Below are 18,326 nucleotides of genomic sequence, written 5' to 3'. Positions count from 1 at the left end.
CTCGGCTCCTCGCAATGACGCGGCAACGCGGCCTTAAGCGGCCTTTTTCGAAGGGGCGCAAAGCGGCGCGGCCGACAAGGCCGCGAGGCTTCTCGCAAATTCCATCAGCTCCTTCGACTGACGGATGAAGGCCTCGAAGCGCTCGCTCGCGAAGCGCGACTGAAGGTCGACGACCTCCTCGAAGCTTTTCGCTTTCGCGATTCCTTCGGCTAATCCGAGGAAAGCGGCGGCATTCTCCGACCAGAGCTCCAAGGATCTTTTCGACCAAAGGGCCGTGTCGAACTCGAAAGAGGCCGAGAAGCTTTCCTGCGCCGTTTCGACCGCTTCCTCGATGACCGCGAGGGGGGGCGCGACGACGGCGCTCGCGGCGCCCTCGTTCAACGGCGCCGGCGCAGCGGCTTCGTCGGCGTGAACCTCGAGCGGCGCCTGCGCCGGCGCGTCGACAGGGGTTTCCTGCCCAGCGCCGGGCGCGCCGCTGTGCTGATCAACTTTGCCTTGCTTCGCCATGATACCGCTCCTTCGAGTGTTCGAACCGATGGGTCAGGACTTGAGCGTGGTGGACCGTTGAATGGCGGCGCCCAGTTCCTTCGTCTGTTCCTGGATCGTCGCGAGCTGCGATTTCACATATTCCGCCTGGAGCTGGAAAACCTCCTGCGGATCCTTCGCCTTCACTAGCTTCTGCGCGAGATCGAAGGCGGCGTTGACGTTAGCTTCCGCAAAAGACAGCGCCTTGACGCCGACGTCCTTGGCGCCCGGCGGCACGATCGGCAGCTCGGTGGTGGAGCTCAGCGCCTTTTGGGCCGCGCCGGCGAATCCCTCGAAGGCCTTACGCGCCTGCTCGACGCTTTTCTCGGCGAAATCACGAACTTCATTTGGAACTTGGTAGATCGGGTCAGCCATGGACATCTCCTGTTGAAGCCGCGCGACGATCTTTTCAGGGTCGCCGCGCAGGCGGCGCGCCGCCGCCGATCGGCTGTAACGCAGACTGGTAAGGAAACTATGCCCGAAACTTTGCTGCGTTGCAACATTTTGTTGCGTCGCACAATCACCCACGTTCTACACAGGGCTTTACACAAAAATACGCTGAAATTCGGATGAACCCCAATAGACGCGGCGCGCGCCGTACGATTAAGTTTGCGTTAACGCCCGAGCCTGGGCGCCCCCTTGGAAGGGATCGATCGACCCCTGGGGAGGCGCTACGGCGGCGATGTGGCGTCTCCGTCGCAAGGGCGGTTCGTGCATGAGCGTTTCGCAGGTCGAGGTCGAAGGGGGCAGTTTCGCCGCCGGCCGCATCGCGGCCGATCCTGCATTTTCTGCGCTCGACGCCTCCGGCGCGCCGATTGTCGCGGCCTGCGGCGATCCTCTTAGAATTGTTCATCTCAATGACTCGGCTCGCGCCGTTTTCGGCTCAGACGCCGAGGCTGTGGCCAAACGGCTCTTTTTCAGCGACGCGCCCGGCGCGAGACGGCTTGCGGAGCTGGTCGAATCTGTCCGCCACGGCGCCGCGCTGCGCCTCGAGCGCCTGCATTTCGACCTCGCCGACGCGCCTCAAACCGTCACCATCCTCTGCCGCAAGCTGGCGGAGGGCGACGCGCGCCCCTGTTTCGTCATCGCGGCGCTCGGCGTGCGCCCGGCTGCCATGAGAAAGCCTCGGGAAGACCCCGAAACAGGCGCCCGGACGGAAGCTGCGCTCGCGGAAGCTCCGACCTCTGTCGCCCCGCCGCCTTCCGTTGTTCGAAGCGAAGCCGCGCTGCGGGAAGACCTCGTCGCGCGTCACGGGCCGCGCGCGCGCTTCCTCTGGAAGACGGACGCCGCAGGCCGTTTTACCGACGTGACGCAGACGCTCGCGGATGTCGTCGGCGTCGCGAGCGCCGACATATTGGGCCACACGGTCGAGGAAGTCGCGACGGCTTTCTCGCTTGGTCCTGCGCTCGCCGCCGCAATGGCCGCCCCGAAAAGCTGGGGCGGCGTAGAGGTAAACTGGCCTCTCGACGACGCCTCGGCCCTCGCGCCGACGACGCTTGGCGCGCTGCCGGCGATGGACGCGGATCGCCATTTCGCCGGCTTTCAAGGCTATGGCGTCCTGCATCTTGCCCGGGCCTTCGTCGCGGCGCATTCGCCTCAGGAAGACCAGAGCCTGGATGCGGTTCCAGAGCCGTCGCCGCCGGCTGCGCAGGAGGCCTATGCCGGCGCCAATGTCGTGCCTTTGCGCCCCGCTGCTGCTCAACGGCAAGAGGCGGAGCGTCGGGGCGCGCCTGCGCCGGAAAAAAGCGCTCTGACGTCGTCCGAGCGCTTGAATTTCGAGGAGATCGCCCGCGCCCTGCGGGCCGGCGAGCTTCCCGTGATGAATGCTGCGGAAGATGCGCCCGCCGATGAAACGGCAGCTACGGACGCGCCGCCTGCCGACGCGGGCCTCGACGCCATTGCGGCGGAGCTTCAGCGGCTCGAACAAAGCCCATCCAAAGCGGCTCCAGCTCAACTGGCTCCCGCGCCGTCGGCGGACGTCCTCGATTGCCTGCCTGTAGGGGTTTTGATTGCGCGCGGCGCGCAGACGCTGTTCGCCAACCGCACGCTGCTCGACTATCTGGGCTACAAGGACGCTGCGGCTTTTGAGGCGGACGGCGGGCTCGCGCGCATGTTTTTCGGCCGCCCTCCGGCCGATCCCGGGGCGCGCGCCGCCGCCGTGCAGTCGAGCGAGGGAGAAGCCCTCGACGTCGACGTGCACCTTCAGTCCGTCGCGTGGGACGGCGCGCCGGCGACTCTCGTCACCCTGCGCCGCAATCGCAACCGCCTGCCCGGCCCCGAGGAAAGCGCCCTGGCGCTGGTCCGCGAGCGCGAGGAAAAACTTGCCCGCCTGCAGACGGACAACAGCCTGTTGCGCTCCATTCTCGACGCGAGCGGCGTCGCCGTCGCCATCTTGGCTGACGACGCTCGCATCGAGAACGTCACGGGCGCGTTCGCGAAGCTCTTCGACGCCGAAAACCGCGCCTTGCAGGACCTCCCTCTAGCGTCGCTCTTCGCGCTGGAAGAGACGCGCGCGCTCGCCGCAAGGCTGGTCCGCGCCGGCGAGACTTGCGAGACTCTGCGTCTAACGGCGCGGGTCGGCGGCAAAAGCTTCGAGGCGTCCTGCCGCCGTCTGGGTCCGGCGCGCAAACTGTGCATCACCCTGCGGGAGCCGGGCGCACAGGCGCGAAATGTCGAGCTGGAAGCCGCCCGCGACGCCGCGGAACAGGCGAGCGCCGCGAAATCTGATTTCCTTGCGCGCGTCAGCCATGAGATTCGCACGCCGCTCAACGCCATCCTGGGCTTCGCCGAAGTGATGATGGAAGAGCGCTTCGGCCCGATCGGCTCGGTGCGCTACAAGGAATATCTCAAAGACGTGCACGCCTCGGGCGCGCATGTGCTCTCACTGGTCAACGACCTCCTCGACCTCTCGAAGATCGAGGCCGGCAAGATGGAGCTCGATTTCGACCGCGTGGACGCCAACGCCGTCATCTCCGAATGCGCCTCGATCATGCAGACACAGGCCAATCAGGCGCGCGTCGTCATGCGTCTGTCGCTTGCCTCGCGACTGCCGCCGATCCGCGCCGACAGGCGCTCGCTCAAGCAGATTCTGTTGAACCTTCTCTCCAATGCGATGAAGTTCAATGAAGCGGGCGGCCAGGTGATCGTCTCTTCCGCGCTCACCGACTCGGGCTATGTCCTGATCCGCGTGAAGGACACCGGCATCGGCATGTCGGACGACGAAGTGCAGATGGCGCTCGAGCCGTTCAAGCAGGTCTTGACCGCCCATAAGCGGCCGGGCACGGGACTCGGCCTGCCGCTGACCAAGGCCCTGATCGAAGCTAACAACGCCTCCTTCACCATCAAGAGCCGCAAGAACGAAGGCACGCTGATCGAGATCGCCTTCCCGCCCCCTCAGGTGCTTGCGGCGGAGTGACAACGCTTTAAAGACTGGGCGCGAGACCTATCCGATTCGGAGGAGAGACATGCGCCTTTCGGCCTTCCTTGCAGCCAGCCTGACGGCGACGGCCTTGGCCAGTTGCAACGCGCCGCGCCAGAGCCAGCCCGCGGCTGAGCCGCCACAGCAGAGCGCCGCGCCCTTGAGTTTTCAGATGCCGGAAGGCGCCGGCTGCTCGGGCTCTGTGTCGCGCTACAAGGCGGTGATCGAGAACGACCTTTCCATGGGTCACGTCAACCAGAGCGTCTACGGCCAGATCCAGGGCGAAATCTCCGAAGCCGCCGCCGCCTGTTCGTCAGGACAAGACGCCAAGGCGATCTCGCTTGTGCGCGCCTCGAAGGCCCGCCATGGCTATCCTGGCGGCTAAGTAATTGAAAAAATTATTCGTTCGTGTTACGCCTCTTCATCGGCGGCAAGAGCTGTGAGAAAAGCGACAGTAGCGGGTAAGAAAAACGTCAATTCAGTAGTCTGGAAAAAATCCAGACTATCCCCTTTGACGGCCGCGCTGCTGGTCCCTACGTTGCTTGTGGTAAGTATTCGGCCAGGAAGCGACAAACATGAACAGGATAGCGACGGCGTTTTTGATTTTGATCACCGGTTTTGCGGGCGCGGCTTCGGCCGAGACCTATACGCTCACGATCAAGGACCATAAGTTCGATCCTGCCGAGCTGAAAATCCCTGCCGACAAGCCAGCGACCCTCGTCGTCAAGAATCTCGACGGCACGCCGGAAGAGTTCGAGTCGAAGCCGCTGCGCATCGAGAAGGTCGTTCCGGCCAATAGCGAGGCGACCTTCCAGATCCGGGCGCTGAAAGCCGGCCGCTACAAATTCTTCGGCGAATTCCACGAAGACAGCGCCAAGGGCGAGGTGGTTGCAGAATAATGCTCGGCGCGCTCATCATCGTCTTTCGCGAGGCTATTGAGGCGGGCCTCATCATCGGCATCGTCGCGGCGGTGACGCAAGGCGTCGCGGGCTCGCGGCGCTTCATCGCGGGCGGGGCCGGGGCGGGCGTGTTGGGCGCGCTGATCGTCGCCGTCTTCGCCGAACAACTGTCGCGCGCTTTTGAAGGCAGCGGGCAGGAATTGTTCAACGCCAGCGTGCTGATCCTCGCGGTGGCGATGCTTGCCTGGCACAATATCTGGATGGCCAAACACGGCAAGGAGCTCGCGCAGGAGCTTTCCGCCGTCGGCAAGGCGGTGGCGCGGGGCGACCGCACGCTGTTCGCGCTCGCGACCGTCGTCGGCCTCGCCGTGCTGCGCGAGGGCTCGGAGGTGGCGCTCTTCCTCTACGGCGTGCTCGCTTCGGGCGAGTCGGGGACGAGCGTGCTGATCGGCGGCCTCGGCGGTCTGGCGCTCGGCGCCTTGACCAGCTTTGCGACCTTCTTCGGCCTCGTCTCCATTCCGCCCAAAAAGCTCTTCGCCGTGACGACGGCGATGATCACGCTGCTCGCCGCCGGTCTCGCCGCTCAGGCGGTGGCCTTTCTGCAGCAGTCGGGGACCATCACGGCGCTCACCGATACGGTGTGGGACACTTCCTGGATTCTCTCCGACAAAAGCATCTTCGGCCGCGTGCTGCATACCCTCATCGGCTATGCCGACCAGCCCTCGCAGATGCAGGTGGTCGTCTATGTGCTGACGATCGTGGCGATCATGGCGGCGACGAAGCTGACCACGATGGGTGCGCGGCCGCCCACGCCTGCGCCGGCGGAGTGATCGAGCGCTTCTTGGTGAAGGGGCGACGATCTTGGTCGTTGGCCCAATACCTCCCCTTTACGGGGAGGTCGGCGGCCGAAGGCCGCCGGGTGGGGCTCGCGCCGCAACGGCTGTGATGGGGCTTTACCCCACCCGACCCCGCTTACGCGGGGCCACCCTCCCCGTAAAGGGGAGGGATGGGCTCACCGCTCAAGACTGTCGCGGACGAACCTCCTGCGAGGCAGGCGCCCCGCGGCAAAGCCCCCCTCAATCCCGCGCCGTAATATCGATCTTCTTGATCACCCGCGCCGGCTCGGGCCGCACCAGATCCACCGACAGAAGCCCGTTCACCAGATCGGCGCCGAGCACCTGCATGCCGTCGGCAAGCAGAAAGGCGCGCTGGAATTGCCGGGCCGCGATGCCGCGATGCAGGAAGTGGCGTTCGCGGTCGTCGACCTGACGGCCGCGGATCACGAGCTGGTTTTCCTCAAGCGACACATCGAGCTGGTCACGGGTGAAGCCCGCCACGGCCAAGGTGATGCGCAGCCGCTCAGGCTCGTTTTCGCTGCGCGGAATGCGCTCGATATTATAGGGAGGATAGCCGTCCGTGCCGCTCCGGGCGACACGATCGAGCGCTCGCTCGATTTCGTCGAAGCCGAGCAGAAACGGCGAGTTGAGCGGAGGACGCGACATATGCGGAAGCCCTTCTGGCGCCTCGATAGTGCGGAACCCGAACGGCGTCCCGCGCGGCCCAATTTATGGCCGAGCGGCGCGGCGCGATCAAGAGCGCGCAAAGTGCAAGGGCCCCACGCCCCGCCATTGGAGCGGGGTCCTTTGCAAGACGGCGCGTCGATCAGGAACTACTGCTGCTCGCCCCGCCAGGCGCCGCCGCACATATCAGTCGACGACGACCAGGCCCCCGTGGCCTTGCCGCCCCTCACCAAACCATGAAAGCGGACGACATGCTCGCCCTGCCCGGTGAAGCGCGCGACGATGTTGCCGTCTTCGTCGACATAGCCCCAGGCCGAGAGGCTGGCGCCGGAAGCGCTCGCAATCTTGTTGTCTGCGACTGTGAGGCCCGTCGGGATCAGCGCCGGGCAGTCGCCGACCCGCGTCGTCGCCTCGATGGTCCAGGAACCATTGGGATTGCGGGGGCTCGCCGCCGCCGCGACTTTCTGCTCCCCCTCCTTGCGGTGCTTATAGGACTTCGCCGCCGCGCCGCTCGCAACGAGCGACGCCGCCACCGCAATAACCCAAAGCCTCATTTAGCCTCCTCGAGCGCCCGCTGCAGAACGTCATACATGTCGCAGCCGACATAGATGAACTCTGTGACGCCCGCGTTGCGAAGCTTCTGCTCCATTTCGCCGGGACGCCCGGCGGAATAGAGCTTGGCGCCCGCCGCCTTAAGGGCGGTGGCGGCCGGCTCGGCGGCGTCTGCGTAAATCTTGTCGGACGAGCACAGGCAAGCGAGTTTTGCGCCAGAGGCGCGGAAGGCGTCGACCATGCCGGCCGTCGACTCCGTCTCCGGGCCGAAAACCGCTTCAATGCCGCCGGCTTCAAAGAAATTCTTGGCGTAATTCGCGCGGGCAGTGAAGGCCGCGACCGAGCCGAGATTGGCCAGAAAGACCTTCGGGCGGCCGCCTGTTTTTTGAGCAAATGCGTCAGAATTATCGCGCAGCCGCTCGAAGGGCTCGGCAAGGCGATGCGGGGCGAGCGGCGCGCTCTTCAGCGCCCCCGCGGGCGCATCGGCGCCGAGTCGTGAGGCGTCGTAAGGCGCGGCGACGTCGAGCGCCTTCTCGTGAATATCCGGGAATTCATTGGCGCCGATGACCTTCTCGCGCGAACGCGCGACTTTCTTGGCGCGCTCGCCGGCCGTCGCGGCGACGCGGCCCTGGAAGCTGCCCTTTTCCAGCGCAGCCGGGAGGCCGCCCTCGGCCTCGATCGCCTGGAAGGCCGTCCACGCGCGTTCGCAGATCTCCTGCGTCAGCGCCTCGAAGCCGCCGGCGCCGCTCGTCGGATCGTCGACGACGTCGATATGGGATTCGTCCTGCAGCACGAGCTGCGTGTCGCGGGCGAGGCGCCGCGCGAAGCCGTCCGCTGCGCCGAAAGCCTGGGTGAACGGCAGGACGGTGATCGTATCGGCGCCGCCGATCGCGGCGGAGAAGGTCGCGAGCGTGCCGCGCAGAATATTGTTCCACGGGTCGCGGCGCGACATCATGCGCCAGGCGGTCTCCGCGAAAATCAGGACGGGCTTGGGCGCGAGACCGCAAGCTTCCTCGACCCGCGCCCAGAGACGGCGCGCGGCGCGGAATTTCGCGACGCCCAGGAATTCGTCGGCGTCGGCGGCGAAGCGCAGGGCGATCAGCGAACGGGCCGTCTCGACGTCGAGGCCATTGTCGGTAAGCGCGCGGAGATAGGCGACGCCGGCCGAGAGGGCGAAAGCAAGCTCCTGCGTCTCCGAACCGCCCGCCGCATGGATCACGCGGGCGTCGGCGACGACGGCGCCATTGGCGAAGCCGGCCTTTGCAATGGCTTTGGCGGCCTCGGCGAAGGTCTTGGCGCCGTCGCGCCACGGAGCCGGCGAAAAGCCGTGCAGCGCCTGCAGCCCCAAGGGATCGAGGCCGAAGGAGATGCGGGTGATCGACGGCTCGATATGATGGCTGTCGACGTAACGCATGACCGCGTTTGCAGCGTTCGGCGCGCGGGGCGAGGCCTCGATAAGGACCGGGACGCCATAGTCGAGGCGAATATTGGCGAGCAGATGCGCGATCGTCTCGTCGCTGTCGCTCGTCAGACCCGCGCCATAAGCGCCCTGCGACCCCGCAAAGACGATATGCAGGCCGTCGGCGCCGCCTTCGAGATCTTCGAGGGCGAATTTATTCGCCGCGTCAGAGTCGGCGAGATCGACGCGCGCCAAAATCGACCATCGGCCGGGTGTCTTGCGCAACGCGCGCGGGCTTTCCGCCGTCGCGCGGGCATAGAGCGGCGCGATGGCGACGCCGTCGTAAGTCTTGGAAATAAGGGAATCGAAGGAGCCGCCTTTCAGCGCCTTATCGACGAGTTTGCGCCACTGCTCCTCGTTCGGCTGTGGAAAAACCCCGGCGATAGCTGTCTCATTGGCGCTCATTTTGGTGATGACCCCTCATGTTTTGTGGGGCCTTTTGCCATGAAGCGCGGTCTTGGGGAAGCGGCCCCTGCGCGGCCAGGTTGGGCCGGGCTTTATTTTCGCGTCCAAAACCCTTAACCAAGGGTCGCGCTGCTTGAATATCAGGCGGCGAACGACCGGCGCGCGGCCTTGATCCGCTCTCGCCGCAGCGGGCGCGGCGATGCGTCGCGCCAGGGCCGCATGCTCGCGGATCGACAGCCCCTTAACGGAGGGATTTCGTGGCTGACACTCCTCAGGACATTGCCAAGCTGAAGGAAGAAATCATCGAGGTGATCGCTTCGGAGGGCATGGTCGACCGCACCAAGGTGACGCCCGACGCGACCATCGAGAGCCTCGACCTCAAATCGGTCGACATCGTGATGATCCTCACGGCGCTCGAAGAAAAGTTCAACGTCTATATCCCCATGGACGGCTCGCTGCAGGAAGCCAAGACGGTCGAGGCCCTCATCGGCGCGATCGCCGAGCACATCCAGAAAGAGCGCGAGACCCAGTAAATGGCGGCTTCGCGAAGGGGAGACGCAGGACGCCGCGTCGTCGTCTCCGGCATGGGCGCGGTTTGCGCCTCGGGCGTCGGCGCGCGCAAGCTCTGGGAGGCCGCGCGCGACGGCGTCGCCCAGATTCGCGAGCTCAAGACCGAGCGTCCCTATGACGGGCGCATCAAGATCGCCGGGCAAGTGCCGGATTTCGACCCGGCCGCCTATATCGAGGCGAATGTCCTCCCCTTCTGCGACCCCTTCACGCAATTCGCGGTCGTCGCGGCCGATGAAGCGATGGCGCAGGCCGGCTTCGGCCGCAAGGATATCGCCGGACCGCGCACCGCCGTGATCATGGGCTCCGGCATCGGCGGCATGACCACGATCGAGGACGGCATCTACAAATATTACGTCGAGCACACGCGGCCCGAGACATTGAGCGTGCCAAAGCTCATCCCGAGCGCCATGCCGACGACGCTCAGCGCCCGCTTCTCGGCGCTGGGACCGACCTTTGCGGTCGGCAGCGCCTGCTCTTCGGCGAGCCAGTCCGTCGGTCTCGGCCTGCAGATGATCCGCTCCGGCATGGTCGACAAGGCCATTGTCGGCGGCGCCGAAGCCTGCGTCATCAACGCCACCATCCGCGCCTGGGAAGGCCTGCGGGTGATGACCCCGAATTTCTGCCGCCCCTTCTCCATGGGCCGCAACGGCATGTCGCTCGGCGAAGGAGCGGCGGTCTTTGTTCTGGAGACGGCCGAGTCGGCGCGCGCGCGCGGACACGAGCCGCTGTGCGAGCTCGCAGGCTATGGCACGACGAGCGACGCCAAGGACCCTGTGCGCCCCGATCTCGACGGCGCCGCCAACTGCATCGCCCAGGCGCTGGAAGACGCGGGGCTCACCCCGCGCGACATTCATTACGTCAACGCCCATGGCACGGCGACGCACGCCAATGACATCACCGAGTCGGAGGCGATCCTGCGCGTCTTCGGCGATTATGGGCGCGAAGTTCCGGTATCGTCCACCAAGCCCATTCATGGCCATGCGCTCGGCGCGAGCGGCGGGCTCGAGCTGGCGATCACCATCCAAGCGCTGCGCGAGCAGATCGCCCCGCCGACGATCAACTTCCTCGAATTCGACCCGCGCTGCCCGATCGACGCCGTGCCAAATGTCGCGCGCGCACACAAGATCGACGCCGCCATGTCCAATTCTTTCGCCTTCGGCGGGATCAACGCCGTGCTGATCGTGCGCCATGCAGCCTGATGCGCCGGCGATCCTCGGGCCGTTCCGCCTGTGCGTCGATCCCGAGCGCGCCGAGGCCTATGCGCGTGAGACCGGCGGCGACGGCAAAAGCGTGCCGCTGTCCTTTCCGGCTGTCTGGCTGATGGAGCCCATGCTGTTCGCGCCGGTGCGCGAGATGTGCGCGGCGCTCGACGTGGTGCCGGTTCACGAGTCGCAGAGCTTCGCCTATGAGAGCCCCCTCGCTCCAGGCGCGCACTATGATGTGAGCGTGTCGCTGCGGCGCGAAGCGACGCCGTCGCGCCTGATCATCGACGCGACAATCTTTGCGCTGGACGGAGCAAAGGTCGGAAAGAGCGAGACCATGCTTCGCCTTGTGCCGCGCGCGGGATTGGGAGCGGCGTCATGAGCCAGACGATCAACGTCGGCGACAAACTGCCGGAAGTGGTCATCGGCCCTTTCGACGCCGGGGCGCTGTCGCGCTATGCGCAAATTTCGGGGGATGACAATCCTCTTCATCTCGACGACGCCATCGCCGCCAAGATCGGCCTCGCCGCGCCGCCCGTGCATGGCATGAAGCTGCTTGCGGCCTTCGAGCCCATGCTCGCCAATTGGCGCGACGACCTCATGCTCGTCGGCCTTTCGGCAAAATTCATCCAGCCAGTCCTGCGCGGTGAAGTGGTGAAGCTCTCTGGCCGCGTGCTGCGCGCGTCAGAAAGTGAGATTTTCGTCCGCCTCTTCGCCCATGGCGCCGCGCGCGCGCCGGGAATCATCGGCGAGGCGACGCTGCGCCCTGTCGACAGGACCTCGCCCAGATGACGTGCTCACATTCTCGTCATTGCGAGCGGAGTGAAGCAATCCAGAGCCGCGCCTGCTGCTCTGGATTGCTTCGTCGGCTTCGCCTCCTCGCAATGACGCGCGTGGGCGTCTCAGGTGAGCGTGAGATGGGAGCGAGCTTGTGACTCAGCGCCTCCTCATCACAGGCGCGTCCTCCGGCATCGGCCGGGCGCTCGCCATCGCCTATGCCAAGGACGGCGCGAGCCTCTATCTGCTCGGCCGCGACGAAGCGCGCTTGCAAGCGACGGCGGAAGCTTGCCGTGCGGCGGGCGCCTCGGAGGTCGAAACGCGCGTCGCGGACGTGCGCGACCGCGAAGCCATGGCGCGCATTGTCGAAGCCGCCCATGCCGCGCGGCCAATTGACATTCTGGTCGCCAACGCCGGGATCGCGACGGGTCTCTCCCCCGGACAAATTCTCGAGGCGCCGGAAGCCGTGCGCGCCACTTTGGCGATCAATGTCGCGGGCGTCTTCAACACGGTGGAGCCCGCCATTCCGTCCATGGCCAGCCGCAAGAAGGGCCAGATCGCGATCGTCGGCTCCATGGCCGGCGTGCGGAGCCTGCCCTATTCGCCCGCTTACTGCGCCGCAAAGGCCAGCGTCCATATGTGGGCCGATTGCCTGCGCGGCCAGCTCGCGCCCCATGGCGTCAAGGTGAGCCTTATCGTGCCAGGCTTCGTGAAGACGCCCATGTCGGCCCGCACCAAATCCTGGCAGCCCAGCGCCATCTCCGACGCGCGCGCGGCAGAGATCATCAAGCGCGGCCTGGAGCGGCGCCGGCCCGTGATCGCCTTCCCGCCATACATGTATTACGCCTTGCGCTTCTTCTCCTTTCTGCCGCCCTCGCTCGTCGACGGCGTGATGCGGCGTTTCCACGTCATCGTGCCCGAATCCCCAGAGCGCGGCGAGGGCATGTGAATCTTGGCGTTTCTCTGAGCTGGATCGCCGCCGTCTATTGGGTGGGCGCCACTACAATCCTGGTCACCTCGGTCGCCGCAACGATCCTGCAGCCATACATTGTGGGCCGCCGCGCGCGCCGGCGCGACCAGCCGCCGGTCTCGATCGTCCTGCCATTGAAGCTTCTGGAAGACGGCTTCGAGCGCACGCAGGAATCCGCCTTCGCGCAGAAATATCCGCAGTTCGACGTCACCGCCTCAGCGGTCGAGACCGACTCGCCGGCCGTGCGAAAAATCCGCGAGATATTCGGCCGCCACACTGAGAGGCCCACGCGCCTGCTCGCCTCGACGGCGCGTTTTGCGGCGAGCCCCAAGGTCGACAATCTCTACGCGCCCTTCATGCAGGCGGAAAACGACGTGATCTTCATGAAGGACGCCAATGTCCTTCTGGAGCCGGACGCCCTCGCCGAACATGTCCGCCAGCTTGGAGACGACGTCGGGCTGGTCTGCGCCATTCCCTATTGCGCGCGGCTCGAAAACTTTCCCGCCCATGTCGAAGCGGCGATCATCAACGGCCCGCATGCACGTATCCTCTTCCTCGCTTCATGCCTGGGGCAAGGACACGGAATAGGAAAGATCATGCTCTTCCGCCGCTCGGACTTCCTCCGGGCCGGCGGCTTCGACGCCATCTCGCATACGGTGGGCGAAGACAATGCGCTGGCCAAGGCCATGCGGCGAATCGGCCAACCTCCTGTTTTTTCTCACCGCCCGGTGCGACAGGAACTCGGCGCGCGTTGCTTTTACGATGTTTATCAACGGCAATTGCGTTGGAGCGTCACGCGCCGCAACGACGAGCTGATCTCCTTCCTGCTCGAGATGAACACCCAAGCTTTTCCGTCACTTGTAGCAGGATGGCTTGCGGCCCCGCTTCTCGGCGTGGCGCCGCTCTGGGGCGTCGCCGTTACCGCGGCCCTCTGGTTCACGCTGGAAACATTGCTTTCCTTGGCGAAAGGATGGCAATTATCCTGGACGGCGCCTGCGGTTTTCATTGTCCGCGAGGCGGTCATGCTCGCAGTCTGGGTGAACGCCTGGATGACCAATCAGGTGGTCTGGGCCAACGGCAAGGTCCACGCGCGTGCGGCGGCGCGGCCCGCGCCTGAAGAAGGATAACCCTTTGCTTATCGGACTCGTCACCTTCCTCGTCGACGCCGTCGCCTATCTCTGCGCCGCGATCCTGGTCGCCATCGGGCTCGGCTATCTCGTCGTCATCGGACGTTTCCTCTACGACTGGCTGCGCGGCGCGCGCGATCCGGAAGCGCCCGCGACGCCCGACGCCGATCTGCCGCATGTGCTGTTGCAAATCCCGGTCTTCAACGAGCCGCTGGTCACCGAGCAATCGCTGCGCTGCGTCGCTCAACTGGATTGGCCGAAGGACAAGCTTCGCATTCAACTTCTCGACGATTCGACCGATGAAACGACCGAGCGCGCCGAACGCGTGGCGCAGGAGTTGCAGGCTCAGGGCGCAATCATCGACCATGTGCGCCGCACGGATCGCTCGGGCTTCAAGGCCGGCGCCTGCGCCCACGGCCTCACGCTGACGAACGAGCCCTTCATCGCCATGCTCGACGCCGATTTCCGGCCGCCGGCAAATTGGCTCAAGCGCACGGTGCCGCTGTTCCTGACGGACGATCGCGCCGGCTTCGTGCAGTCGCGCTGCGAGTTCCAGAACTTCGAAACCAATTGGCTGACCCGCGCCCAGGGGCTCGTGCAGGACGGCCATTACATGGTCGAGCAGCGCTCGCGCGCCTTGGCCGGCTGGCTCTTCCAGTTCAACGGCACCGGCGGCATCTGGCGCCGCGCCACGGTCGAGGACGCCGGCGGCTGGTCGGATTATTCGCTTTGCGAGGACCTGGACCTCACGGTTCGCGCGGAGCTGCGCGGCTGGCATGGGCTCTTCGTCTCCGAGCCGCCGATCCCCGGCCAGGTGCCGGACGGCATCCGCGATTTTCGCCGCCAGCAGCGGCGCTGGTCCAACGGCTTCGTGCAAGTCGCGCAGAAGACGATCCTGCCGATCTGGGAAGCGCCCTGGCCGCTTGCGAAGCGCGTGCTCGCGATCTCGCTGGTCGCCCATCAGGTCTTCTTCCCGGCCGCGGCGATTGGCCTGATCGCCTTCGCGCTCGGCGCGCTGCTGCATGGCTCGCTCGCGCCCTATTCCGGGCTGCTGGAGCTGATCCTGATCATGACGGCGATGGTGGCGCTCGGCATCACCCTGCCCCCCTATCTCGCCTTGAAGCGCGGCACGGTCGTGGATTTCGCCAAGACGGTCGGCTCGCTTCCGCCGCTGTTCATCTATCTCGCCTTCGCCAATGGCGCGAAGATCCTGCAGACGCTGCGCGGCCGCAAATCGACCTTCAAGCGCACGCCCAAGCAGGAGACCGCAGCGGTCGAAGCGACCCCGGCGGAAGCTGAGTTGGAATAAGCACGCTCGCGCGGATGGCCATCTCACGCCGACGCGCCCTAATTTTCGACCCATGAGCGAGAGTAAGCCTCCTTATCGCATAGTCCCGGGCTCTCTTGGACCCCGGCGCGATTTCCGCATTACGGTCGGTTTGCGAGAAGGCTGGGACCCGGAGGGCCGGGTCTATGACATTTCGGAAGCCGTTCGCACGGCGCGCAGTTGGATGCGGCGGCGCGTCGAGGCGGGCAGGCCCGCGCTCTCGGGCATGTTCACCCGCGCAGAAGTGACCTACGCCTGGCCGAAAGACGACGGCACGGCCGGCTCCGACCGTGAGCCCGTCGCGATCTTCAACGGCGAAGCGGTGCACGCCTATCTCGGCCACCTGCCCGAAGACGAGATCGAGGCCATGCTCAACGAGCTGGCGACCGAGCTTGGACATGCGCTCGGGCAGGAACGCATCTACGTCGCCTTCTGCAGCCGCACCTGGATTTTGAGCTGCGAGCCCGACAGCGCTTGAAAGAGGGCTGCGGCGTCCCGATATCCGGCGAGGCGCGGCAAGGAAGCCGGCCTGGCTTCCGCTCTTGCGGGTCTCGATGTTAATGTGTATAACATTAACATCGGCCGCCGGGAGACCGGAGCCGATCATCAACTGGAGCCAAACATGAGCTGCGATCGTGAGTCCCGCATGCACTCCTCCGCCTGGGGGCGTCAGGGAGGATGCGCGCATTGGAGGCCGTTCGAAGTCGCGGCCATCGTCATCGGCTTTATGATCTTCTGGCCGATCGGACTTGCCCTGCTGTTCATGAAGCTATGGGGCAAGAGCTTCGGCTATGAGGGCGATCTCTTCTCCTTCGCGGCCGAGCAGGGCGCGAAAGTGCGCAGCGCCTTCGGCGACGTCTCCAAGGAGGCCTCGCGCGGCTGGGCTGGCCCCTCCTTCATGCGCTCGACAGGCAATGTCGCCTTCGACGAATGGCGCGAGGGCGAACTCGCCCGGCTCGAAGAGGAGCGCCGCAAGCTCGCCGAGGCCGAGCGCGAATTTTCGGAACATATCTCCGAGCTGCGCCGCGCCCGCGACCGCGACGAATTCGAAAGCTTTATGCGCGCCCGCAAGGGAGGCGCGCAGTAAGAAGCCAAAAATTGCGGCCGGCGGAAACGCCGGCCGCAGCCGTTTGGGGCAGCCGCGCCACACGCCTGGAATATCGCGCTGTTAACTAAACTTTTCGACGCCCAGTTAACGAAGACTTCGTAACCCTAGGCGGTATGCTCCGCCGCGCCACACTCCTCCTGCTTCTGCTCGCCGCAACGCTTGGCGGTTGCTCCGGGCCGTTCAGACCGCAGCGGCCGGCTTGGCGCACGCACGCCGAAAACGCCTGCATCGCTCAGCGCCGCGTGCAGCCGACAGAATTCATCGCTCTGGCCAATGAGCTCGAAGGCCCCGGCATCTGCGGGCTGACCAGGCCGTTCAAAGTGACCGCGCTGCAGGGCGGCGCCGTCGCCTTCAATTCCACGGCGACGCTCGACTGCCCCATGGTGGCGGAGCTCGAATCCTGGGTCGCCGACACGGTGCAGCCCGCCGCGCAGGCGCGCTTCGGCCAACGCGTCGTGCGCATCGATTCCATGGGCTCCTACGCCTGCCGCGGCATGAATAATCAGAGCGGCGCGCAGCTTTCCGAACATTCCTTCGGCAATGCGCTCGATATTGGCGGCTTCATGCTGGAAGACGGCCGCAAGATCACGCTGGTGAGCGATTGGTGGCGCGGCGAAGAGCAGACGCGCGCCTTCCTGATGGACGTGCATCGCGGCTCCTGCGCGCATTTCTCGACCGTGCTGTCGCCGGGCTCGAACGCCTTCCACTACAACCATATTCACGTCGATCTGGCGCAGCACGGGCGCTCCCGCACGATCTGCAAGCCCGCGCCGGAGGAGACTCTGCCGCCGCCCGACCAGTCGCCGCTCGTCGCCATGCGAAACGCCAGGCCCATGGCCGGCGAGGAGACGGATAATGACACGACCGGCCGCCCGCCCGCCGCTGCCTTCGACGGCGGCGACAGCCTCGGTCCGATCAACGCGCCGGATGCGCCGCTGCCGCCGCGGCGCTACGATCCGGACGATCTGACCTCGACAATAAGACGGCGATAGGCCGACCGGCTTCACCGCGCGATCGCCGCGCTAAATGCTCTGCCCCGATGACAAAGCTCCTCGACGAAGCGATTGGGGTCCTGCGCAGCCTGCCGCCACAGGATCAGGACAAGATCGCGCGTATGATAATCGAGCTGACCGGCGAGGGCGGCTCCCCGGTTTTGTTGTCGCCGGAGGAAAAGGCGGCGATCGCCCGTTCGAAAGCGGCCGCGACGCGAGGAGAATTCGCCACCGAAGCTCAGGTCCGGTCCGTCTGGGCAAAGCACGGTCCGTGATACCGTTTCCGCTTGAATAGCTCGCATGGGTTATTCAGCGCCCGTCATTGCGAGCGAAGCGAAGCAATCCAGAGCAGCGATGCAGCCCTGGATTGCTTCGTCGGCTCCGCCTCCTCGCAATGACGGCGGTGATTTCCTCTGTGTCCAAACGACGCGAGCGTCGGGAATGACAGCGAACCAATCAAGCGGATTTCGTACAAGGCTTCGCGGACGAGCAAGGCTTTTGAGGCCAGCGGCCTACCGCCGCCCGCCCATGTTCATCAGCCGCAGCACGAGCCACGCCGGCACGACAAACACGGCGCCCGCCAGCACATAGCTAAAAAGCTCCTTCACCGCTCCCAGGCCCAACGACGAGATGCGGTCGATAAAGGCCTGCACGCCATGCAGAATGTCGATCGGCCGCAATTCCAGCCACATCAGCAAAGCGCCGACGACAAGCGAGATGAAGAAAAGCCGCACGACCACATTGAGGGGCGAGCCGCCGAGGAAATTTTCGAGCCCGTTATTCGACGCCATGTGCAAGGGTTCCGTAGTGCGTTCCGCTTCGGCAGCGCCGGGGAGGATCAAATATTCGCGCTCGGGGCGCGGCGGTTTCTTATCGAGATGGGGCCAATTGGAGAAGGGGCTCTCATCGGTCATCGGCGCATGGCTCCTGCGCTCATAGCGCGCCTCCCGTCGGCGCTTCCTCCTTGAAGAGCCGCATTATGCGTCTCAGAAACCGCTCGGTAAAGGAAAGCGCCTTTTCGAACTCCTGTTCATCGGGCAGCGTCGAGGGCCTGCGCGGCGCGACGCCCGCAGCCTTCAGCCGCGTGTTTTCGGCGCGAAGACGCTCGATCTCGGCTTCAAAAGCCGTGCGCTCGTCAGCGCCGAGCCGGCAGACGGAGACGCCTTCCTTCACCGAGCAGAAGGAAACCGCGCCCGTGTCCTTGTTCATCCGCAAAAACCCGCCATCGGCGGGCTGGAGCGTGAAGCGTTCGGTTTCCGGCGCGATAATTGACGGGGGAGCGTCATCGGCGCGCGCAGCAAAGGGCGCAAGCGCCAAAACCAGAAGCGCCGAGCGAACGACAACGGAGGGCATGACGGCGGGGATGCGAGGGCGCATGGCCCGCAGATGGGAAGCGGCAAGGCCCGCGTCAATATCGCGACCTGCGCCCGATGGCGGCGAGGCTCCCATGGTCACGGTAGCAGTCGCCTTCTCGG

Annotated in this window: 22 protein-coding genes; 15 read left to right on the top strand and 7 right to left on the bottom strand. The window is 65.4% G+C overall.

The window, feature by feature from the left end:
- Positions 1-33 precede the first annotated feature (33 nt).
- Both QNA11_RS16090 and QNA11_RS16085 read right to left on the bottom strand, forming a co-directional pair.
- The gene (locus tag QNA11_RS16090; RefSeq protein ID WP_283483800.1) at positions 34-507 is read right to left on the bottom strand and encodes a phasin family protein; all 474 of its coding nucleotides are present in this window, start codon (positions 505-507) and stop codon (positions 34-36) included.
- A 33-nt stretch (positions 508-540) separates the two neighbouring features.
- Complete coding sequence (locus QNA11_RS16085; RefSeq protein WP_202071254.1) at positions 541-900, bottom strand: phasin; 360 nt, start codon at positions 898-900, stop codon at positions 541-543.
- A 340-nt stretch (positions 901-1,240) separates the two neighbouring features.
- On the opposite strand from QNA11_RS16085, the gene QNA11_RS16080 reads away from it, so the two are divergent.
- From QNA11_RS16080 to QNA11_RS16065, 4 genes are all read left to right on the top strand, one after another.
- The gene (locus QNA11_RS16080; RefSeq protein ID WP_283483799.1) at positions 1,241-3,940 is read left to right on the top strand and encodes a PAS domain-containing sensor histidine kinase; all 2,700 of its coding nucleotides are present in this window, start codon (positions 1,241-1,243) and stop codon (positions 3,938-3,940) included.
- A 49-nt stretch (positions 3,941-3,989) separates the two neighbouring features.
- Positions 3,990-4,328, top strand: a complete 339-nt coding sequence (locus tag QNA11_RS16075; RefSeq protein WP_283483798.1) for a hypothetical protein — start codon at positions 3,990-3,992, stop codon at positions 4,326-4,328.
- Positions 4,329-4,518: 190 nt separating this feature from the next.
- The gene (locus QNA11_RS16070; protein ID WP_283483797.1) at positions 4,519-4,842 is read left to right on the top strand and encodes a cupredoxin domain-containing protein; all 324 of its coding nucleotides are present in this window, start codon (positions 4,519-4,521) and stop codon (positions 4,840-4,842) included.
- Positions 4,842-5,672 carry an FTR1 family iron permease gene (locus QNA11_RS16065; RefSeq protein ID WP_283483796.1) on the top strand — a complete coding sequence of 277 codons (831 nt, stop codon included), beginning with the start codon at positions 4,842-4,844 and terminating at the stop codon, positions 5,670-5,672. Before QNA11_RS16070 ends, QNA11_RS16065 begins: the two co-directional genes overlap by 1 nt.
- A gap of 246 nt (positions 5,673-5,918) precedes the next feature.
- On the opposite strand, the gene QNA11_RS16060 is transcribed toward QNA11_RS16065, so the two are convergent.
- From QNA11_RS16060 to QNA11_RS16050, 3 genes are all read right to left on the bottom strand, one after another.
- Positions 5,919-6,344: an Hsp20 family protein gene (locus QNA11_RS16060; RefSeq protein WP_165052333.1), complete on the bottom strand. Its 426-nt coding sequence runs from the start codon at positions 6,342-6,344 to the stop codon at positions 5,919-5,921.
- 167 nt (positions 6,345-6,511) lie between these two features.
- On the bottom strand, positions 6,512-6,916 hold the full coding sequence (locus tag QNA11_RS16055; protein ID WP_283483795.1) for a hypothetical protein: 405 nt from the start codon (positions 6,914-6,916) through the stop codon (positions 6,512-6,514).
- Complete coding sequence (locus QNA11_RS16050) at positions 6,913-8,778, bottom strand: methylmalonyl-CoA mutase family protein (protein WP_283483794.1); 1,866 nt, start codon at positions 8,776-8,778, stop codon at positions 6,913-6,915. Before QNA11_RS16050 ends, QNA11_RS16055 begins: the two co-directional genes overlap by 4 nt.
- Positions 8,779-9,035: 257 nt before the next feature.
- Between QNA11_RS16050 and QNA11_RS16045 the strand changes: the two genes are divergently transcribed.
- From QNA11_RS16045 to QNA11_RS15995, 11 genes are all read left to right on the top strand, one after another.
- Positions 9,036-9,311 carry an acyl carrier protein gene (locus QNA11_RS16045; protein WP_165052326.1) on the top strand — a complete coding sequence of 92 codons (276 nt, stop codon included), beginning with the start codon at positions 9,036-9,038 and terminating at the stop codon, positions 9,309-9,311.
- On the top strand, positions 9,312-10,547 hold the full coding sequence (locus QNA11_RS16040; protein ID WP_283483793.1) for a beta-ketoacyl-[acyl-carrier-protein] synthase family protein: 1,236 nt from the start codon (positions 9,312-9,314) through the stop codon (positions 10,545-10,547).
- A complete protein-coding gene (locus QNA11_RS16035; RefSeq protein WP_283483792.1) occupies positions 10,537-10,932 on the top strand; it encodes a hypothetical protein in 396 nt (131 codons plus the stop codon). Before QNA11_RS16040 ends, QNA11_RS16035 begins: the two co-directional genes overlap by 11 nt.
- Complete coding sequence (locus QNA11_RS16030; RefSeq protein WP_283483791.1) at positions 10,929-11,342, top strand: MaoC family dehydratase; 414 nt, start codon at positions 10,929-10,931, stop codon at positions 11,340-11,342. Before QNA11_RS16035 ends, QNA11_RS16030 begins: the two co-directional genes overlap by 4 nt.
- Before the next feature lie 139 nt (positions 11,343-11,481).
- On the top strand, positions 11,482-12,276 hold the full coding sequence (locus QNA11_RS16025) for an SDR family NAD(P)-dependent oxidoreductase (RefSeq protein WP_283483790.1): 795 nt from the start codon (positions 11,482-11,484) through the stop codon (positions 12,274-12,276).
- Positions 12,273-13,424 (top strand): glycosyltransferase, encoded by a 1,152-nt coding sequence (locus QNA11_RS16020; RefSeq protein WP_283483789.1) that lies wholly within the window; start codon positions 12,273-12,275, stop codon positions 13,422-13,424. The genes QNA11_RS16025 and QNA11_RS16020 overlap by 4 nt, the downstream gene beginning before the upstream one ends.
- 4 nt (positions 13,425-13,428) lie before the next feature.
- A complete protein-coding gene (locus tag QNA11_RS16015; protein ID WP_283483788.1) occupies positions 13,429-14,733 on the top strand; it encodes a glycosyltransferase family 2 protein in 1,305 nt (434 codons plus the stop codon).
- 202 nt (positions 14,734-14,935) lie between these two features.
- Positions 14,936-15,229, top strand: a complete 294-nt coding sequence (locus tag QNA11_RS16010; RefSeq protein WP_283483787.1) for a hypothetical protein — start codon at positions 14,936-14,938, stop codon at positions 15,227-15,229.
- 144 nt (positions 15,230-15,373) lie between these two features.
- Positions 15,374-15,838 (top strand): DUF2852 domain-containing protein, encoded by a 465-nt coding sequence (locus tag QNA11_RS16005; RefSeq protein WP_283483786.1) that lies wholly within the window; start codon positions 15,374-15,376, stop codon positions 15,836-15,838.
- A gap of 134 nt (positions 15,839-15,972) precedes the next feature.
- On the top strand, positions 15,973-16,851 hold the full coding sequence (locus QNA11_RS16000; protein ID WP_283483785.1) for an extensin-like domain-containing protein: 879 nt from the start codon (positions 15,973-15,975) through the stop codon (positions 16,849-16,851).
- Between the two features lie 47 nt (positions 16,852-16,898).
- Positions 16,899-17,126 carry a hypothetical protein gene (locus QNA11_RS15995; protein ID WP_283483784.1) on the top strand — a complete coding sequence of 76 codons (228 nt, stop codon included), beginning with the start codon at positions 16,899-16,901 and terminating at the stop codon, positions 17,124-17,126.
- A 237-nt stretch (positions 17,127-17,363) separates the two neighbouring features.
- Here QNA11_RS15995 and QNA11_RS15990 read toward each other — a convergent pair whose 3' ends face one another.
- Positions 17,364-17,765, bottom strand: coding sequence for a DUF6460 domain-containing protein (locus tag QNA11_RS15990; RefSeq protein ID WP_202071239.1), 402 nt, complete (start codon positions 17,763-17,765; stop codon positions 17,364-17,366).
- Positions 17,766-17,784: 19 nt separating this feature from the next.
- On the bottom strand, positions 17,785-18,300 hold the full coding sequence (locus tag QNA11_RS15985; protein ID WP_283484231.1) for a hypothetical protein: 516 nt from the start codon (positions 18,298-18,300) through the stop codon (positions 17,785-17,787).
- Positions 18,301-18,326: the final 26 nt, after the last annotated feature.

Origin of the sequence: Methylocystis sp. JR02 (genome assembly GCF_030063565.1) — a bacterium.
In the GTDB taxonomy this organism is placed as follows: Bacteria; Pseudomonadota; Alphaproteobacteria; order Rhizobiales; family Beijerinckiaceae; genus Methylocystis; species Methylocystis iwaonis.
The sequence above is the reverse complement of the archived record's forward strand: the minus strand, read 5'-3'. Positions and strand labels throughout refer to the sequence as shown.

Coding starts and splice junctions, on each gene's coding strand:
- QNA11_RS16010 (WP_283483787.1), top strand. CDS start 14,936: ATGCGGCGGCGCGTCGAGGCGGGCAGGCCCGCGCTCTCGGGCATGTTC.
- QNA11_RS16070 (WP_283483797.1), top strand. CDS start 4,519: ATGAACAGGATAGCGACGGCGTTTTTGATTTTGATCACCGGTTTTGCG.
- QNA11_RS16090 (WP_283483800.1), bottom strand. CDS start 507: ATGGCGAAGCAAGGCAAAGTTGATCAGCACAGCGGCGCGCCCGGCGCT.
- QNA11_RS16050 (WP_283483794.1), bottom strand. CDS start 8,778: ATGAGCGCCAATGAGACAGCTATCGCCGGGGTTTTTCCACAGCCGAAC.
- QNA11_RS16075 (WP_283483798.1), top strand. CDS start 3,990: ATGCGCCTTTCGGCCTTCCTTGCAGCCAGCCTGACGGCGACGGCCTTG.
- QNA11_RS16000 (WP_283483785.1), top strand. CDS start 15,973: ATGCTCCGCCGCGCCACACTCCTCCTGCTTCTGCTCGCCGCAACGCTT.
- QNA11_RS16060 (WP_165052333.1), bottom strand. CDS start 6,344: ATGTCGCGTCCTCCGCTCAACTCGCCGTTTCTGCTCGGCTTCGACGAA.
- QNA11_RS15995 (WP_283483784.1), top strand. CDS start 16,899: ATGACAAAGCTCCTCGACGAAGCGATTGGGGTCCTGCGCAGCCTGCCG.
- QNA11_RS15985 (WP_283484231.1), bottom strand. CDS start 18,300: ATGGGAGCCTCGCCGCCATCGGGCGCAGGTCGCGATATTGACGCGGGC.
- QNA11_RS16005 (WP_283483786.1), top strand. CDS start 15,374: ATGAGCTGCGATCGTGAGTCCCGCATGCACTCCTCCGCCTGGGGGCGT.
- QNA11_RS16035 (WP_283483792.1), top strand. CDS start 10,537: ATGCAGCCTGATGCGCCGGCGATCCTCGGGCCGTTCCGCCTGTGCGTC.
- QNA11_RS16085 (WP_202071254.1), bottom strand. CDS start 900: ATGGCTGACCCGATCTACCAAGTTCCAAATGAAGTTCGTGATTTCGCC.
- QNA11_RS16080 (WP_283483799.1), top strand. CDS start 1,241: ATGAGCGTTTCGCAGGTCGAGGTCGAAGGGGGCAGTTTCGCCGCCGGC.
- QNA11_RS16040 (WP_283483793.1), top strand. CDS start 9,312: ATGGCGGCTTCGCGAAGGGGAGACGCAGGACGCCGCGTCGTCGTCTCC.
- QNA11_RS16065 (WP_283483796.1), top strand. CDS start 4,842: ATGCTCGGCGCGCTCATCATCGTCTTTCGCGAGGCTATTGAGGCGGGC.
- QNA11_RS16030 (WP_283483791.1), top strand. CDS start 10,929: ATGAGCCAGACGATCAACGTCGGCGACAAACTGCCGGAAGTGGTCATC.
- QNA11_RS15990 (WP_202071239.1), bottom strand. CDS start 17,765: ATGACCGATGAGAGCCCCTTCTCCAATTGGCCCCATCTCGATAAGAAA.
- QNA11_RS16055 (WP_283483795.1), bottom strand. CDS start 6,916: ATGAGGCTTTGGGTTATTGCGGTGGCGGCGTCGCTCGTTGCGAGCGGC.